A 17,917-nucleotide genomic window follows, 5' to 3' on the forward strand; every position below is an offset into this window, starting at 1 on the left:
TCGTTCGAAAGGAGGTTCCCGAAGTGGTGGAGGCAGTCACCGCCCAGAGCCCGCCCAGACTGGGCCGCTGGGTGACACCGGTGATGGCGCTGGCCTGCGGGGTGGGCGTGGCCAACGTCTACTTCCCGCAGGCACTCACGCCGTTGCTCACCACCGGCCTGGGAGTGGCGCCGGACTCGGCGGCCCTGGTGGCGACCGCGGCGCAGCTCGGCTACGGCGCGGGCATCTTCCTGCTCGTCCCGCTGGGCGACCGGCTGCCACGGCGGCCGCTGATCGCCGTGCTGTTCGCGGTCACCGGGCTGGGCCTGCTCGCGGCCGGGTTCGCCCCGGCCCTGCCGGCGCTGGTGTCGGCGAGCGTCCTGGTCGGCGCGGCGACGGTGGTCCCGCAGATCCTGCTGCCGATGGCCGCGGGCCTGGTCGGCGCCGATCGGCGTGGCGCGGTCGTCGGTGTCCTGCAGGGCGGGCTGATCGGCGGCATCCTGCTCGCCCGGGCGTTCGGCGGTTTCCTCGGGGAGTGGCTCGGCTGGCGGGCCCCGTACCTGGTGGCCGCGTTCCTGGCCGTCGTGCTCGCCGCCGTGCTCGCCCGTGCCCTGCCCGCTTCCGGGCCGCCGGCCCGCACGCGCTACCCCGCCCTGCTCGCGGCCACCGTCCGGCTCCTGCGCGACGAGCCGGCGCTGCGTCGTTCCTGCGGGTACCAGGCGATGCTGTTCGCCGGGTTCAGCGCCGCCTGGACCTGCCTCGCCCTGCTGCTGCACGGTCCCGCCTACCACCTGGGCGCCGACGCGGTGGGCGTGATCGCCCTCGTCGGTGCCGCAAGCGTCTTCGCCGCGCCGGCCACCGGGCGGTGGGTGGACCGTCGCGGCCCCGACGTCGTCAACCTGGCGTGCATCCTCGCCGCCGTCGCCGCGGCCGCGGTCCTGCTCGCCGGCTCGCGCGGTGGCGTTGCGGGCCTGGTCGTGCTGGGCGCCGGGATGCTGCTGCTCGACATCGCCGTGCAGTGCGGCCAGGTGGCGAACCAGGCCCGCATCTTCGCCCTCGACCCGGCGGCCCGCAGCAGGCTCAACACCGCCTACATGACCAGCGTTTTCGTGGCCGGCAGCGCCGGTTCCTGGCTCGGCACCCGCCTGTACGGCGTGCTGGGCTGGGCGGGCGTGTGCGGGTTGCTCGCCGCAGCCGCGTTCGCCGCCCTCGCTTGGCACCTCGTGCGTCCCGGCGAACGATCACTCCGGAAAGGACAGTCCACATGACCGACACACTGCGCGGCCGGGTCGCCCTGATCACCGGCGCCTCCGGCGGCATCGGCCGGGCACTGGCCGGCCGGCTGGCCGCCGCGGGCTGCGACCTCGCCCTCACCTACGCCCGCAACGCCGAGCCCGCCGAACAGGCGGCCGCCGAGGCGCGGGAAGCGGGAGTCCGCGCCGTCACGTTGCAGGCCGACCTCGGTGATCCCGCCGCGGCGGACGCGGTCGTCGAGCGCGCCGCCGCCGAACTCGGCCCCGTCGACGTCCTCGTCCCGAACGCGGGCACCGCGACCCAGGCCGACCTGGCCGGCGCCGATTTCGACCTCTGGCAGCAGACGCTGGCGGTCAACCTCACCGCGCCGCACCTGCTCGCCCGCGCCGTCGTGCCCGGTATGGCCGAGCGCGGCTTCGGGCGCGTCCTGTTCGTCTCCTCCGTCGCTGCCTTCACCGGCGGGGCGATCGGCCCGCACTACGCCGCGTCGAAGGCCGGGCTGCACGGGCTGACCCGCTGGCTGGCCGGCCAGTACGCCGCGCGGGGAGTGACCGTCAACGCCATCGCCCCGGCCCTGGTCGAGGGCACCGCGCTGCTGCCGCCGGGGATCGACCCGGGCCGGGTACCGGTCGGCAGGCTGGGCACGACCGACGAAGTCGCAGACCTGGCCGCCACGATGCTCGCCACGGGTTACCTCACCGGCAAGGTCTACCTGCTCGACGGTGGCCTGCACCCCTGCTGACGGCTCAGCGGGGAGCTGCCGTGGAGTGGCGCACGACGAGTTCGGTCGCCAGCTGCATGTGCATGGCGGGCGGGTCCTGCTCGTTGATCAGCTGCGAGAGCATCGTGGCCGCGGTCGACCCCATCGTCGAAAGGGGCTGGCGCACGGTGGTGAGACCGGGGGACACCAGTTCGGCGGCCTCGAGATCGTCGAAACCGACGACGGACAACGTGCCGGGCACCGCGACGCCGAGGGCGTGGGCGGCCCTGAGGGTGCCGAAGGCGAGGCGGTCGTTGAACGCGAAGATGGCCGTGGGTGGCTCCGGCAGGCGCATGAGGTCCAGCGTCGCCTCGTAGGCTCCCGCGGGGTCGGTGTACCGGCTCTCGCGAACCAGGCCGGGTTCCAGCGGGATCCCGGCTTGTTCGAGGGCTTGCCGGACGCCGTGCAGCCGTTCCTTGGTGCTGAACAGGTATGGCTCGCCGGTGATCAGGGCGATCCGCCGGTGGCCGAGGTCCACCAGGTGCTCGATGGCACGCCGGGCCCCCATCGCGTAGGTCGAGGTGATCCACGGCAACGGGGCCGTGACCTGGTCGATCGGGTCGATGATCACGAACTTGAAGCCGCTGTCGTAGAGGGCGGAGATCTCCCGGTCCGACTCGGCGGGCAGCAGCAGGAGCGCGCCGTCGACGCCCATCTTCATGAACCGCTGGATGGCGTCGCTCTGCCGGCCCGGTTCGTGCTGGGTCGTCTCCAGGACCAGGCTGAAGCCGCCGTCGTGGATCACTTGGGCGGCACCGGCCAGGATGCGCGCGAAGTACTCAGCCTGGACGTTGGGCAGGGTGACGGCGATCCGCCCGGTGCGGCCGGACGACAGTGCCCGCGCGGGCAGGTTCTCGGTGTAGCTGTGCTCGCGGGCGAGCCGCGCGATGGCGGAGCGCGTGGCGGAAGAAACCCCGGGCTTCCCGCTCAGCGCGCGCGACACGGTGGCCACCGACACCCCGGCCAGCCGCGCCAGGTCCTGCATGGTGGCCGACCTGTCCAGCGTCATCGATGGCTCCCCTCGCACCGTGGTGGTCGTCGGTCGGCAGGTCCCCGCCGAACGCAACCGGTTACGTTCAGTATGGCACCGAGTCCAGACCGTTCGGCAACCCGTGGTCCGGCTTCCCAGCTGGGCTGCGGGCTTGAGTTCGTCGTTGACCTCGCGCGTTGCGTCCTGATACGTTTCAAATCCAACGTAAGCGGTTGCGTTAAAGTTGCGCTCCGCTGGTCCCGCAGGTCGGCGAGCACGGGACCGAGGGTCGAAGGAGAAGCGATGAAGCTTTTCGTGCGTGCGGCGGCGGTCGCGGCGGTCGTCGGACTGGGCCTCGCGGCCTGCTCCGCGAACAACGCCGGCGGTGGCTCGGACAGTGGAGCGCCGGCCGACGGGACGGCCGCGGTCAAGGCGAAAGAGCTGACCATCTGGTCGAACAGCGCTGACGCGCCCTATGTTCGCGACGCGTACAAGAACTTCGGGCAGAAGTTCGGGGTCAAGATCAACCTCGTCGAGGCCCCGGCGGACGACCTCAACTGGGTGCCGACCCGGTGGGCGAGTGGCGACCGGCCGGACATCCTGGAGTACAACGCCACGGCCTTGTTCTGGTCGCTCAACCCGGCGGCGAACATGATCGATCTCTCGAACATGCCCTACGTCAAACGCTCGGGCGACATCTACAAGAACGCGGGCTCCTTCAACGGCAAGGTCTACGCCGCGATCACCGTCGGCCCTGGGCAGTTCGGCATGTACTACAACAGGAAGGTGCTCGCGGACGCCGGGCTCGGCGCCCCGAAGACGTTCGCGGACGTCGAGAACATCTGCACCACGCTGAAGCAGAAGGCGCCCGGCGTGTCCGCGATCTACGAGGCTGGCGGGTCCCAGTTCCCGGCGCAGATCCAGATCATCGACTACCTGGCCAGTGTCGAAAGCCAGCAGGGTTACTCCGACCAGTTGCTGGCCAAGAAGGCGGCTCTCGACGACCCGCAGGGCCCGTTCGTCGCGGCGGTGACCGAGTACAAGAAGCTGCAGACGATGGGTTGCTTCAACGGCGACGCGACCACCGCCAAGACCGAGGCGTCCTACAAAGCGCTGGCGGACGGCAAAGCCGCGCTGCTGCCGCAGAACACCAGCGTGCTTCCGCAGCTGACCGCCGTCTATAGCAAGGATCTCGCCAAGACGAGCGCCGCGATCGGCTGGGCGACGCCCTCGGCCACCGGCGCGACGGCCGCGTGGTCGCCGTCCTACAACGGCACGTGGTACCTGCCGAAGACCGGAAAAGGCGACCGGGAAAGCACCGCACTGGCCTTCCTCCAGTGGATCACCACCGACGGGTACCAGGCCTATCTGACCCAGACGCAGCGGTTCCCGGCCTTGTCCGGCGCCCAGGCGGCCGCGCCGACGGGGCTCGTGCAGGAGTTCACGAACTCCTACGCGGGCCCGAAGGCCCTGGCCGTCAACTCGAACCTGGTCGGGTTCAGCGCCCAGTTCCCCACCATCATGACCGGCGTCCTGAGTGGACAGTACACGCCGCTTCAGGCGGGCGAGCTCGCCCAGAAGGCGTTGGCCCAAGGGGCGAAAGCAGCCCGCATGGCGGGCTGGTAGGCCATGTCCGAGACGACTTACCCGGCCGGTGACACCGTGACGGCGGACCACCGCGAACCCGAAATCCCCGTGCCACCCAAGCGGCGTCGGCCGCGCCGGCGCGCCGGGTGGTGGCCGTTCATCGTCCCCGCTTTCATTCTGGTGGCCGGGTTCTTCACCGTGCCGTTCCTGCTGAACATCCGCTTCGCGTTCACCGACTGGAGCGGCTATTCGGACGTGATCTCGTTCAACGGGCTGGACAACTTCCGGAGCCTGATCGACCAGGGCATCCTGTGGCAGTCCATCAAGGTGACGCTGCTGTACGCGGTGCTGGCCATGCTGGTCCAGAACGCGTTCAGCCTGTCGATGGCGCTGGTTCTGCAGCGCTCCGACCGGATCAACGGGTTCTTCCGGTCGTTCTTCTTCCTGCCCGTGCTGATCGCCCCGGTGGCCGCGGGCTACATCTGGGGCGCCATCCTCGCCCCGCACGGACCGCTGAACAACTTTATTTCGCTGTTCTCCCCGGGGTTCGACTACGCGTGGCTGGGGCACGGGACCAGCGCGCTGATCTGCCTGTCGTTCATCGACGCGTGGAAGTGGAGCGGGTTGGTCACGCTGGTGTACATCGCGGGGCTGAATTCCGTTCCCCAGCCGCTGATCGAGGCGGCCACGATCGACGGCGCGAACCCGTGGCAGCGGTTCTGGCGGATCCGGTTCCCGCTCCTGGCGCCGGCGCTCACATTCACGGTGGTGACGACGATGCTGGGGGCGATCAACGCGTTCGACCTGGTTCAGGCGACCACGCGGGGCGGCCCGGGCACCGCGACCAACGTGCTGAACATCGCCATGTTCAACCAGTACGGAAGCGGGTTCTTCGGCTCCGCGAGCTCACTGAACCTGGTGGTCACCATCCTGGTGATCGTCCTCGGGCTGCCGTTGATCACCTACCTGCGGCGTCGCGAGGTCGAAGCATGAGCGCCGCGACGAAGGCCCGCCGGCGCACCGCCGCGCGCGTGACCGTGCTCAGCCTGATTTCGCTGCCCTGGGTGGTGCTGCCGCTGTGGCTGCTCCTGGTCAATTCCGCGAAGCCGCTGGACGAGGCGTCGCTGCTGCAGCTGGGACTGCCGAAGACCTGGGCCCTGTGGGACAACTACGCCACGGTCATCGACCAGGGGAACTACCTCCAAGCCCTGCTCAACAGCCTGCTGGTGGTGGTGCCGACGATCGCGGTGGTCGTCGTCCTCGCCGCGATGGCCGCGTGGGCCTACGCCCGGTCCAGGTCGATGACCGCGAAGCTCGCCTACAACGTGACGGTGCTGTCGATCGTCCTGCCGCCGGCCATCCTGCCGACGATCTACGAACTGCAGACCCTGCAGCTGGACGGAACCCGGCTCGGCTACTTCCTGGTGATGGCGGGCACCCGGATGGGCACCGTGGTGTTCCTGGCGACCGGCTTCATCAAGACGGTACCGCGAGATCTCGAGGAGGCGGCGTCGATCGACGGCGCCGGCCGGGTGCAGATCTTCGTCCGGATCATCTTCCCGCTCGTCGTTCCCGTTCTCCTGGTCGGCTCCGTGATCTTGATCATCTCGACGTGGAACGAGTTCTTCTTCGCGCAGTTCCTGCTCCACGGCTCCGACACGGCGACGCTGCCGCTGGCGCTCTTTCAGTTCGCGTCGGCGTCGGCCGACCAGGCGGTGCTCAACTGGAACCTGATCTTCGCCCACGTGGTCCTCACGAGCCTCCCGATCGTGCTGGTCTACCTGTTCGTGCAACGGCGCATCATTCCCGGACTGTCCGCGGGCGCCCTCAAGGGATGAGAGGAAACGTGACGATGCCCAACGGTTTCCCGCCGGGCTTCCTCGTCGGGGTGGCCACGGCCGGCCACCAGGTCGAGGGGAACAACGTCGCCAGCGACTGCTGGGCGCTCGAGCACACACCGGACTCGGTGTTCAAGCACCGCAGTGGCGATGCTGTGGACTTCTACCACCGCTGGCCCGAGGACGTCGAGCTGACCGCGTCGCTGGGGTTCCAGGCACTGCGGTTCAGCGTCGAGTGGTCGCGCATCGAGCCGGAGCCCGGTGAGTTCTCGACGGCGGAACTGGATCATTACCGGAGACTGGCCGCGACGTGCCGCGAGCGCGGCCTGCGCACCTTCGTCACGTTCAACCACTGGACCACGCCGTTGTGGTTCGCCGCCGAGGGCGGTTGGACCAGTCCCCGCGCGGTCGACCGGTTCGCCCGGTACGTCGAGGTGACGGCGGCGCACCTGGCCGGCGAGATCGACTGGGCGGTCACGCTCAACGAACCCAACGTCGCGACGGTGGCTGCGGTCGGCGGTGGCGGCGTGGATGGCGCGGCGGCAGGCGATCTCGGCAAGGCGCTGGCGCACGCCACCCGCCGCCACTCGGCCGGCGCGGACGTGTTCCGGCCGATGATGCTGTGGGACGGCGACCAGCTCGGGGTGTACACCGAGGCGCACCGGCGGGCCCGGGAGATCATCAAGTCGCACGGGGACGTTCCGGTGGGCTGGTCGCTGGCGTGCGTGGACTACCAGGCGGTGCCCGGCTTCGAAGATCGCGCCACGGCGTTGCGGGACCAGGCCGTCACCGATTGGCTGGAGGTCAGCCGGGACGACGACTTCGTCGGCGTGCAGAACTACACGCGCCGCCTCGTCGGCGCCGACGGCGTCCAGAAGCCGTCACCCGGTGCTCCGGTGGACGAACTCGGCTGGGAGCTCTACCCGCAGTCGCTCGCCAATGCCGCGCGGTATGCGGCCTCCGTCTCCCGGCGCCCGGTCGTGATCACCGAGCACGGCGTCTGCACCTTCGACGACACGCTGCGCCTGGCGCACACCCGCCAGGCGCTCGAGTTCCTCGCCGCGGCGATGGCCGACGGCCTGGACGTGCGCGGCTACCTGCACTGGACACTGCTCGACGAGTTCGAGTGGTTTTCCGGGTACGACGTGACCTTCGGCCTCGTCGAGGTCGACCGCCAGAGCTTCGAACGCAAGCCCCGGCCCGCCGCCACCTGGCTGGGCGATCTCGCTGCCGGAAGGGCGCGCCTGTGATCCGCACCTCGTTCAACGACGGCTGGCAGTTCCGTTCGCAGGTCAGTCCCTTCGCCGAGCTGGCCAGTCAGCTGGTCCCGTTCGAGCCGGTGACGGTGCCCCACGACGCGATGCTCACCCGCGACCGCGTGGCCGCGGCGGACACCCGGGAGGGTGGCGCGTCCGCGTACTTTCCCGGTGGAGTGTACGAGTACCGCAAGACGTTCTCCGCACCCGAGGAGTACCGCGGCAAGCGGATCGTGCTGGAGTTCGAGGGCGTCTACCGGGACGCGGTGGTGTTCGTCAACGGGGACTACGCCGGCCAGCGGCCGTACGGGTACTCGCGGTTCTTCGTCGACGTCGGCCGGTTGCTGCGGTTCGGCCAGGACAACGAGATCCGGGTCGAGTGCCGGACCCATCGGGACTCCCGCTGGTACACCGGCGCGGGCATCTACCGCGACACCTGGTTGCTGGTCGGCGATCCGGTCCGCATCGGCCCGGACGGCGTCCGCGTCACCACCCCGGACATCGACGCCGAACGTGCGGTGGTCGAGGTCGCGACCACGGTCGAGAACGACTCGCTCGAGCTTCGCACGCACCAGCTGGTCACCGAGATCCGCGATGCCGCGGGGACCCTCGTCGCGTCCGATACCGCGCCGATCACGGTGCAGCCCGGCGAACCGGCCACCGCCCGCCGGCGACTCTACGTTCGCGAACCCTCGGTGTGGGGCCCGGATTCGCCCGCGCTGTACACCTGCACGGTGTCCATAACGGACATCGACGCCGCGGAGGCCACCTTCGGTATCCGGTCCCTGCGCCTGGATCCCGAACACGGGCTGCGGATCAACGGCGAGACGGTCAAGCTGCGAGGCGCGTGTGTGCACCACGACAACGGGCCGCTGGGCGCCGCGACGTTCGCCCGCGCCGAGGAGCGTCGCGTGCGGCTGCTCAAGGAGGCGGGGTTCAACGCGATCCGCATGTCGCACCACCCGATGAGCACGGCGATGCTCGACGCCTGTGACCGGCTCGGCATGCTGGTGGTGGACGAGGCGTTCGACATGTGGGCCTCGGGCAAGAGCCCCTTCGACTTCCACTTGAGCTTCCCGGAGTGGTGGGAACGCGATATCGAGGCGATGGTGGCCAAGGACTTCAACCACCCCAGCGTCGTCCTCTACTCCATCGGCAACGAGATCCCCGAAGCCGGCTCGGCGGCCGGGGCGAGCTGGGGGCGCAAACTCGCCGAGAAGGTGCGCGCGCTCGACGGCACCCGGTTCGTCACGAACGCGATCAACAACCTGCTGGCGCTGATGTCGGATCGCGCGGCCCTGCAATCCCCGAACGGTGAGGGGGCCGGCCTCAACACCCTGATGGCCGACAGCGGGTTCGACGTGAACGCCGTCGCCACCTCGGAGCTGGTGACCACCCGCACCGCCGAGTCCTACAGCGTGCTCGACGTGGCCGGGATGAACTACTCGGAAAGCCGCTACGAGATGGACCACGCGCTGTTCCCGAACCGCGTCATCCTGGGCGCCGAGACCTTTCCGACCCGGATCGACGAGCTCTGGCAGCTGGTCGAGCGGCACGGCCACGTCATCGGGGACTTCACCTGGACCGGCTGGGACTACCTGGGGGAGGTCGGCATCGGCCGGCCGCAGTACTCCACACCGGACACCCCACACCCGACGTTCTCCGCGCCGTACCCGTACCTGCTGGCGGGCTGCGGCGACCTCGACATCACGGGCCACCGGCGGCCCGTCTCCTACTACCGGGAGATCGTGTTCGGCCTGCGTACCCGGCCCTACCTCGCGGTCGGGCTGCCGCAGCACCACGGCAAGACCGTCGTGAGCAGCCGGTGGGCGTGGAGCGACACCATCGCCGGCTGGACCTGGCCCGGGCACGAAGCCGGCCCGATCACCGTCGAGGTGTACAGCGACGCGGACGAGGTCGAACTCCTGGTCAACGGCCGCTCCGTCGGACGCAACCCGGTCGGCGCTTTCCGCACCGCGTTCGAGACCGTCTACGAGCCGGGCGAACTGGTCGCGGTCGCCTACCGCGACGGCGTCGAGAGCGGCCGTGACACCCTGCGCACCGCGACCGGCCCCGTGGTGCTGCGAGCCGAAGCCGATCGAGACGTCATCACAGCCGACACCGGCGATCTCGCCTATGTCACCCTCACGCTGGCCGACCCGGCCGGAACAGTGCACACCGCGGCCGACCGGCCCGTGCGGGTGGACGTCTCGGGCGACGGCACCCTGATCGGCTTCGGCAGCGCCGACCCCTCGACCGAGGAACGCTTCGACGCGACCGAGCGCCACACCTACCAAGGCCGCGCGCTCGCCGTGGTCCGGCCGACCGGCCCCGGCAAGATCCGCCTGGTCGCCACGGCACGGGACAGCGACCCGGTCGAGGTGATGATCACCGTCGAGGAGCCCGCCCGATGAGCGAGGACCACCGCGACGCGAGCCTGTCTCCCGACGTTCGCGCCGAGCTGCTGCTGCGGCAGCTGACCCTGGAAGAGAAATGCGGTCAGCTCGTCGGTGCGTCGCCGTGGCGGCTGGTCCGCCCGGACGGCTCGGACGCCGACGGGGTGGCCGAGCTGCTTCGGCGGCCGCCGGGGCACATCGCGCAGCTGTCGGGTGACGACCCGGTGCGGCTTTCCCGGCTGGCCGGCGCGATCCAGCGGCTGCTGGTGACCCGCACGCGGCTCGGCATCCCCGCACTGATCCACCAGGAGGCGCTCAACGGTTTCCTGGCCGGGGGACACATGGTGTTCCCCACCGCCATCGGGCTCGCGGCCACCTTCAGCCCTGGACTCGTCCAGGAAATGGCGGACCTCATCCGCCGTCAGCTGCGCAGGCTGGGGTTCGCGCAGGCGTTGTCGCCGGTGATGGACGTCGCCCTCGACCCCCGCTGGGGCCGCGTGCACGAAACCTACGGCGAGGACCCGTACCTGTGCGCCGCGTTCAGCGTGGCCTACACGCGCGGGCTCCAAGGCGACGACCCACGGACCGGCGTGATCGCCACCGGCAAGCACTTCCTCGGGTACAGCCCGGCCTCCGGCGGCCTCAACCTGTCCGCCTACGAAGGCGGCCCACGCCGCACCCGGGACCTCTTCGCCTACCCCTTCGAGGCCGCGATCCAGCTCGCCGGGCTCAAGTCCGTGATGAATTCCTACGCGGACGTCGACGGCGTCCCGGTGGGCGCCTCCCGAGAGGTGCTCACGGAGCTCCTGCGCGACACGCTCGGGTTCGACGGATTCGTCGCTTCCGACTACACCTCCTTGCCGCAGCTGGTGACCCGCCAGCGGGTCGCCGCCACCCCGGGTGACGCGGCGCGCCTCGGGATCACCGCCGGGCTGGACGTCGAACTGCCCGATCCGTACGCGTACGGCAACCCCCTGATGGACGAGGTACGGCGGGGTGCGGTGGACGAGCGTGCCGTGGACGTCTGCGTCCGCCGGGTGCTGCGGGCCAAGTTCGAGTCCGGGCTCTTCGAGAACCCGTACCCCGTCGAGCACATCGACGTCACCGCCATCGCGGGTGAAGGGGCGGAACTGTCCCGGCAGCTGGCCCGCGAATCGGTCGTGCTCGTCAAGAACGACGGTCTCCTCCCGCTGGCCGCGTCGTCCGGGCTCACCGCCGCGGTGGTCGGGCCGCACGCGGACGCCGTCACCCTGCAGTTCCCGGCCTACAGCTACCCGGCGTACCGGGAGCTGCTCGCGGTCCAGGCGCACGGCCAGGCCGGCAACGCCGTCGGGGTGGCGCCGGCCAAGGCGGAATGGCTCAGTGGCGTGGTCGATCCCGTGGCGGCGTCCACCTTCGTCCGCGACAGCTACGGTGCCCGTCCACTGTGCGAGGAGATCGCGCAGTTCGCGAAAAGCGTCCACACCGAACCGGGGTGCACGCTCACCCGGCCGGCGGGCACCCTGGAACAGGCCGTCGAGGCCGCTCGGCAGTCCGATGTGGTGGTGCTGGCCATCGGCGGAGCGAGCCTGTGGTTCATCGGGGAGCGCACCGAGGGCGAGAACAGCGACTCCGCCGACATCGCGCTGCCCGCGGCACAGACCGAACTGGCCGAGGCAGTGGCCGCCACCGGCAAGCCGCTGGTCGTCGTACTGGTCCAGGGCCGCGCGTACGCGCTGCCCGAGGTGGTCCGGAACGCCCCGGCGATCGTGGTGTCGAGCTACGGCGGGCCCTTCGGGCCGAAGGCGGTGGCGGAAGTCCTGTTCGGCGCCGTCAACCCGAGCGGCAAGCTGCCGTACAGCGTTCCCCGGCACTCCGGCCAGATCCCCGTGTACCACCACCAGAAGACCGGGACCGGCTACCGCAACCCGCTGCCGTACGGCGTCCCCACGCACTACCTGGACATGGCGGGCACACCGCTCTACCCGTTCGGGCACGGCCTGAGCTACACGACATTCGAGCTGAGCGACCTGTCCTGCGACCCGGAAATCGACACGTCCGGCGTGGCGGGCATCCGTACCACGATCACCAACACCGGGCCGGTCGAGGGCGCGACCGTCGTCCAGCTGTACGTCCGCGTCGATTCCGCGGGCGGTGTCACGCGGCCTGCGCAACAGTTGGCCGGGTTCGGCCGGGTCGTGCTGGCCCCCGGCGAATCGCGCCGCCTCACCTTCCGCGTGGCCGCCGCGCAGCTCGGCTACACGAACCTCGCCCGTGACTTCGCCGTCGAACCGGGGCACGTCGAATTCTTCGCCGGTCTCCATTCCGACGATCGGGCGCTGTCCGGATCGTTCGAGCTCGCCGGTCCCGCACGCGTGCTCAGCAGCGCGGAGCGGTCCTTCCTGTCGGAGGTGACGATTGACTGAGTCCTACCAGGACTGCAGCGCGGTGTTCATCGGCGCGCGGGCCAGGCCGACCAGTGAGGAAGGCGACCCGGCGGTCTACTTCCGCCGTGAATTCGACGCCGCGGACGATCTTGTCTCCGCGACCCTGCGGGTCACCGCGCTCGGCGTCGTCGAGCCGTACCTGAACGGTGCCCGCGTCGGTGACGAAGTGCTCGAACCGGGATGGACGTCGTATCGCCACCGCCTGGTGGTCCGAAGTCACGACATCACCTCTCTGGTCCGTACGGGGAGGAACGCGTTCGGCGCGATCGTCGGCGAGGGCTGGGCGACCGGAAAGCTCGGCTACGAAGCGATCGCGCGGCGGCGGCAGTTCGCCGAGCGGGTCGCGCTGTTCGCGGTGATCGAACTGCGCTACCCCGACCGCACCGAGATCGTCGTCACCGACGAGCAGTTCCGGGCGGGGGAGGGGTCGGTGCGGGCGAACAGCATCTACGACGGCGTGACCATCGATGCCCGTCTCGAACCTGCGGGGTGGCATGAGCCCGGCTTCGACGACGGTGCCTGGGGACCGGTGGAGCCGATCGACTGGGACCCGGCCACGCTGATCGATCCGGTCGCGCCACCGATCCGGCGGATCGAAGAACTCGCGCCGGTGGCGGTTCGGCCGTCGCGGCGGGGGACCACGATCGTCGAGTTCGGACAGAACATCTCCGGCTGGGTCCGCCTCCGGCTCACCTGCCCGCGCGGACGCGAGGTCACCGTCCGGCACGCGGAAGTACTGGTCGACGGTGAACCGGACTACACCACCTTGCGCACGGCGCAGGCCACGGATCGTTACGTGACGACCGGTTCGGGAACGGAGGAGTTCGAGCCGCGGTTCACCTACCACGGATTCCGCTACGCCGAGATCGAAGGTCTCCCGCTCTCGCCGGACGACGTCCGAGCGGTGGTCGTCCATAGCGACCTGACGCGAACCGGATGGTTCGAAACTTCCCACGCACTCGTGAACCGTTTGCACCAGAACGTCGTCTGGGCCATGCGCGACAACTTCGTCGGGATTCCGACCGACTGTCCACAGCGCGACGAGCGGCTCGGCTGGACCGGCGACCTCAACGCGTTCGCGCCGACCGCGGTCTACCTCTACGACGTCTCCGACTTCCTGTGCTCATGGCTCGACGACCTCGCCTGCGAACAGCGTGACCGCGGGTTCGTGCCGTACGTGATCCCCGACGTGCAGCACACCTACAAAGCGCCCACGGCCCTGTGGAGCGACGTCGCGGTCAGCCTCCCCTGGACCCTCTATTGGGAGTACGGGGACGTCGAGATCCTGCGGCGCTGCTACGAATCCATGGCCGCCTTCACCCGGAGCGTCGAGGCGCTTCTCGACGACCGTGGCCTGTGGAGTTCCGGCTTCCAGTTCGGGGACTGGCTCGATCCCGCCGCGCCGTTGAACGATCCGAAACGCGGGAAGACCGATCCCCACCTCGTCGCCACGGCGTACTTCGCCAAGGTCGCCAGGGAAATGGCCGCCACCGCGTCCACACTGGAGCGCCGGGAAGACGCGCAGCACTTCACCGCACTCGCCGAGCGTGTTCGCGCCGCCTTCCGCGCCGAGTACGTGACCCCCAACGGCCGGATCACGAACGAGAGCGCGACCGCGTACGCACTCGCGATCCAGTTCGGACTCCTGGACGTGGGTCAACTGTCGGTCGCGGGCCGGCGTTTGGCGGACATCGTGCGGCGCGACGGATGCCGGATCTCCACCGGATTCGCCGGCACACCGCACGTCGCTCCGGCACTGACCCGCACCGGCCACACGGACGTGGCCTACGCACTGCTGCTGCAGCAGGAGGCGCCCTCGTTCCTGTATCCCGTCACACGCGGCGCGACGACGATCTGGGAACGCTGGGACGCGATCCTGCCCGACGGCACTGTCAACCCCTCCGGCATGACGTCCCTCAACCACTACGCTCTCGGCTCCATCGCGCACTGGCTGCACACCGTCGTCGCGGGCATCGAGCCGACGAGCCCCGGCTACCGCACCGCACGACTGGCCCCCCAGCCCGGCGGTGGCCTCACCTCCGCGAAGGCAGCACACGAGACCCCTCGTGGCCGCATCGCGGTCGAATGGCAGCGCAAGGATGAAACGATGACGCTCAGGGTGGTCGTGCCGCCCGGGACGACCGCGACGGTCGCTCTCCCGCTCCACCCGGCCGACGACTCGCACCGGGTGGGTCCGGGGCAGCACAGCTGGACCTACGCGGTATCGCGGCGGACGGACGAGCTCACCCTCGACTCCCCGGTCGAGGCCCTCGCCGGCGATGCTGCGACCTGGGGCAGGATCACCGCCATCCTGCGGCGCCACCTGCCTGATGTTCCCCTCCAAGCTCTTGTGGAGGACCACGCAGCCATCCCGCTGTCGGCGGTGCTGGACAATTTCTCCGCGCTGCCTGCAGACGCCCGCGGGGAACTCGCTGCTGCGATAGCGGTTTCGAGGTGATTTTCCGAGTGCGGTGCGCGCCACGAATGCGGGCCGCGTGTCGGCGAAGACGGAGGCGCAAGTCGTCCGGTCCGCCTGGGCAACTGCGGTGGCCGCCGAGGCGTGCCGGAGGCATGATGTCGTCGGGGTCCTGGCTGCCCGAAGCGGCCTTGTTGTGGCTTTCCCTGTTGTCTCGTCCGGTGGGCCGACGGTGGTGTGGGCCGGCGCTTCGATGCGCGCGGATGTGACCGGTCGGCTGGGCTGTTCCCGGGGCGGGTCGTCGCGACCGGGATGGGGGAGCACCGGATCGCGGAAGTCGAGTACGCCGGGCCCGACGGGCTGGGCAAGACGGAGCCCTTCGAGCACAACAAGGGTCAGGTCCGCCCGGGTTACCGGTTCCGCATCCGGGTGTGGCCGGACGAACGGCGGGCGGTATTCGACGAAGGTGACAAGCACACCGCGCCGATCGTGGTCGGCAATGTGTTCACTCTGCTCGGCGCGACCGCGACCGTCCTTGTTTCGTGTGGCACCACCGCGTACGGCGTCGTGCGTGAGGACGGGGGAAGCGTAGGGCGTGGTCTCTGCGTCCGAGGATGGTTCGCGCAGGAGGGGTGACTCTGCGCTACGATGAGCGCATGATCTCCCCGAACACGGGAGATATCCCACATGTGGGGGTTCAAGTCCCCCTTCGGACACTTCCCATAACCCCAACTGTGCGCATCGCGACTAGTCTCGATGCGCACTAGTCGTTTTCCGGGGTGGTAGGTCGCGTGCAGCTGGAGCTGCCGGTAGACCTCCGCCTTCCGGTCGATGTCGGCAGCGGCCAGCACGGTTCGGATTTCTCCCAGCCGCTGGACCAGGTTGCGGATCTGTTCTTTGCTCAATCGTTGCTGCTGGGGGCGCGCGACGATGCGTGCCTTGGCTTCGGCGCGGCGGGCTTGGGTTTCGGTGATCCATCCGGTGACGAGAGCGACGTCGGCGCCGGCTTCGAGGGCTGCGCGGTGGCGTCCGAGTGCCCGGTCGCACTCCTCGACTGTCTTGGCGGCGGCCGCAGCACCGGGATCGTCGTCCAGTTCGGGCTGGGCTTCATAGAGGGCGTCGATGGTGTCGTTGATCCGGTGCGGTGCGAAGCAGGTGCTGAGCCATCGGTCGAGCGGGCCGATGAGGTCCCGTTCGGCGAGGTAGACGTTGCGGGGGTGTTCGGTCTTGTTTGCCAGCCCGTACTCGTTGGGGTAGCGGCAGCGGTAGAAGAGCTGGTCGCGGCTCTTCTGGCCCTGCATGCGGCGGCCGCAGATCCCGCAGTGCAGCAGTCCGCGCAGGACGTAGCGGTGCTGGGTGCGGGTGCGTTCGCGGGTTTTGCGGCCGGTGCCTTTGGCTGCGGCGATCTCCTGGGCCTGCTGGAAGGTTTCGATGTCGATGATCGGTTCGTGGACGATCTGCTCGGAGAAGATCCATTTGTCGCGGGTGTTCCAGCGCATCTTGGTTTCGTGGCCGAGCCCGACGTCTTCGACGTCGATGAGGACCTCGTCTTTGCGTTGCTTGTTCCAGACCTGGCGGCCGGTGTAGCGGGGATTGGTCAGGATGACCCCGACCGCGCCTTTGGCCCACGCGACGCCGGTCCGGTGCCGGTTGCGGGCAGGGTCGTTCATCGAGGGCGAGAGGATGCCGTCCCGAGTCAGCCCCTCGGCGATGGCGAACTTCCCGCGGCCGCCGATGTACTCGGAGTAGATCCGCTGCACGACCGGCGCGGTGGCAGGGTCGGGTTCGAGCCGGTGCAACCGTTTGCCTTCAGCAGCTTTGGCCGGGTTGGGGTGCGGACCAGCGTCGGCGAGTCGATAGCCGTAGGGCGGCCGGCCCCCGAGAAAGCGCCCTTCGACGGAGGCTTGGGCGGCCATGGCGGCGCGGACACGGATCTTGATTCGGTTGCGTTCGCCCTTGCTCATCCCGCCGAAGACCGACATGACGAGATCGTGAGCTTCGGACTCCGGCTCGATCGGACCGCCGACCTCGGGCACCCACAGGCCGACGCCGTAATGGACGAGTACGGGGAAAGTGAGCCCGTACTGGTTGCCGTAGAAGGCGCGCTGCGGTTCACCGATCACGACGGCATCGAACCCTCGATTGGCGTCCCGCATCGCCGCAAGCAGCCGGATCGCCTCGGGACGGCGTTTCCAGGGGATCGAACGGGACTGCCCGATATCGAAGAACTCGGCGACGATCTCGCCGTGCTTGTCGACCAGCGCCCTGGCGCGGGCAAGCTGCCAGTTCCGAGACGCCTCCGGGTCCTGCTGGTCCTCGGTGGAGACCCGGCCATAGAACGCGAACCGCATGATCAGGCCGCCTTGTCGGCGTCAAGAAGCAGCCGCAGCAGAGCACCGGCGGCACCCAGCGTCAGCTGTGGCGGAGTCGTCGGCAGCAACACCGCGGGTGCGACGTCGTCGCGCCGACGACCAGGTCGAGGACGAAGTCCGGCGGCGTCGTGGCGCGCCGACGGTCGTGAACGGCGCGGTGCTGTGTTTGATCGCGGAGAGGTGTTCGGTGGAGTCGTCATGTCCGCCCCAGGGCCTGGTCGGTGTACACGGATCGTCCACGACACCGTCGTAGCGGCAAGAGGGGAAGTACCCGCTCAGGTCGACTTTGACGGCACGCGTCTCGACGACCAACTCCGCTCACGAAGCTGCGCGGAGACACCACGACACCAAGTTGTAAAGGTCATCTGGCTCGATGGCGCCGCCGTCTAAAGCTGGCTGGTGGCCCCGGCCCGGAAGCGTCGCCGTTTCGTCGCCATCCAGCCACCAAGCCCTCTGCTCCTCGACGACGGCCTGAGCCTCTGACCTGCGTGTTCAGGCGGTCTGGGGGAGCCTTCGCTACCCGGTGACCTCTTCCGTATCAGGGAAGTGCAATGCCTAGCTCGACCAGGCAAAGCGCGTACTGCCGCAGGTCATGGGCTTGGATTGCTCTCCGGAGGGGCGGGTTCGGTGCCGTTGCCTCAGGTTCCCGTCGCCGGGGAATCG

At 69.5% G+C, this 17,917-nt stretch carries 11 protein-coding genes; 9 read left to right on the forward strand and 2 right to left on the reverse strand.

What is annotated here, in order from left to right:
• Positions 1 to 23 precede the first annotated feature (23 nt).
• Both AB0F15_RS16435 and AB0F15_RS16440 read left to right on the forward strand, forming a co-directional pair.
• Positions 24 to 1,247 carry an MFS transporter gene (locus AB0F15_RS16435; RefSeq protein ID WP_360270670.1) on the forward strand — a complete coding sequence of 408 codons (1,224 nt, stop codon included), beginning with the start codon at positions 24 to 26 and terminating at the stop codon, positions 1,245 to 1,247.
• Entirely contained in the window at positions 1,244 to 1,975 is a 732-nt protein-coding gene (locus tag AB0F15_RS16440) for an SDR family NAD(P)-dependent oxidoreductase (RefSeq protein ID WP_360270672.1), read from the forward strand. The genes AB0F15_RS16435 and AB0F15_RS16440 overlap by 4 nt, the downstream gene beginning before the upstream one ends.
• A gap of 4 nt (positions 1,976 to 1,979) precedes the next feature.
• Here the strand turns inward: AB0F15_RS16440 and AB0F15_RS16445 are convergent, their stop codons facing one another.
• On the reverse strand, positions 1,980 to 3,002 hold the full coding sequence (locus AB0F15_RS16445) for a LacI family DNA-binding transcriptional regulator (RefSeq protein WP_360270674.1): 1,023 nt from the start codon (positions 3,000 to 3,002) through the stop codon (positions 1,980 to 1,982).
• Between the two features lie 264 nt (positions 3,003 to 3,266).
• Here AB0F15_RS16445 and AB0F15_RS16450 point away from each other — a divergent pair, with 264 nt between their 5' ends.
• Genes AB0F15_RS16450 through AB0F15_RS16480 form a run of 7 tightly spaced genes read left to right on the forward strand, consistent with a single transcriptional unit; the run spans position 3,267 to position 14,924 of the window.
• A complete protein-coding gene (locus tag AB0F15_RS16450) occupies positions 3,267 to 4,589 on the forward strand; it encodes a hypothetical protein (RefSeq protein WP_360270676.1) in 1,323 nt (440 codons plus the stop codon).
• 3 nt (positions 4,590 to 4,592) lie between these two features.
• Positions 4,593 to 5,543: a sugar ABC transporter permease gene (locus AB0F15_RS16455; protein ID WP_360270678.1), complete on the forward strand. Its 951-nt coding sequence runs from the start codon at positions 4,593 to 4,595 to the stop codon at positions 5,541 to 5,543.
• On the forward strand, positions 5,540 to 6,388 hold the full coding sequence (locus AB0F15_RS16460) for a carbohydrate ABC transporter permease (RefSeq protein ID WP_360270680.1): 849 nt from the start codon (positions 5,540 to 5,542) through the stop codon (positions 6,386 to 6,388). Before AB0F15_RS16455 ends, AB0F15_RS16460 begins: the two co-directional genes overlap by 4 nt.
• 14 nt (positions 6,389 to 6,402) lie before the next feature.
• The gene (locus AB0F15_RS16465; protein ID WP_360270682.1) at positions 6,403 to 7,638 is read left to right on the forward strand and encodes a family 1 glycosylhydrolase; all 1,236 of its coding nucleotides are present in this window, start codon (positions 6,403 to 6,405) and stop codon (positions 7,636 to 7,638) included.
• Entirely contained in the window at positions 7,635 to 10,058 is a 2,424-nt protein-coding gene (locus AB0F15_RS16470; RefSeq protein WP_360270684.1) for a glycoside hydrolase family 2 TIM barrel-domain containing protein, read from the forward strand. The genes AB0F15_RS16465 and AB0F15_RS16470 overlap by 4 nt, the downstream gene beginning before the upstream one ends.
• The gene (locus AB0F15_RS16475; RefSeq protein ID WP_360270686.1) at positions 10,055 to 12,445 is read left to right on the forward strand and encodes a glycoside hydrolase family 3 N-terminal domain-containing protein; all 2,391 of its coding nucleotides are present in this window, start codon (positions 10,055 to 10,057) and stop codon (positions 12,443 to 12,445) included. The genes AB0F15_RS16470 and AB0F15_RS16475 overlap by 4 nt, the downstream gene beginning before the upstream one ends.
• The gene (locus AB0F15_RS16480) at positions 12,438 to 14,924 is read left to right on the forward strand and encodes a glycoside hydrolase family 78 protein (protein WP_360270687.1); all 2,487 of its coding nucleotides are present in this window, start codon (positions 12,438 to 12,440) and stop codon (positions 14,922 to 14,924) included. Before AB0F15_RS16475 ends, AB0F15_RS16480 begins: the two co-directional genes overlap by 8 nt.
• A gap of 368 nt (positions 14,925 to 15,292) precedes the next feature.
• On the opposite strand, the gene AB0F15_RS16485 is transcribed toward AB0F15_RS16480, so the two are convergent.
• Positions 15,293 to 17,233 (reverse strand): recombinase family protein, encoded by a 1,941-nt coding sequence (locus AB0F15_RS16485; protein WP_360270689.1) that lies wholly within the window; start codon positions 17,231 to 17,233, stop codon positions 15,293 to 15,295.
• Positions 17,234 to 17,917: the final 684 nt, after the last annotated feature.

Origin of the sequence: Amycolatopsis sp. NPDC026612 (assembly GCF_040638285.1) — a bacterium.
In the GTDB taxonomy this organism is placed as follows: domain Bacteria; phylum Actinomycetota; class Actinomycetes; order Mycobacteriales; family Pseudonocardiaceae; genus Amycolatopsis.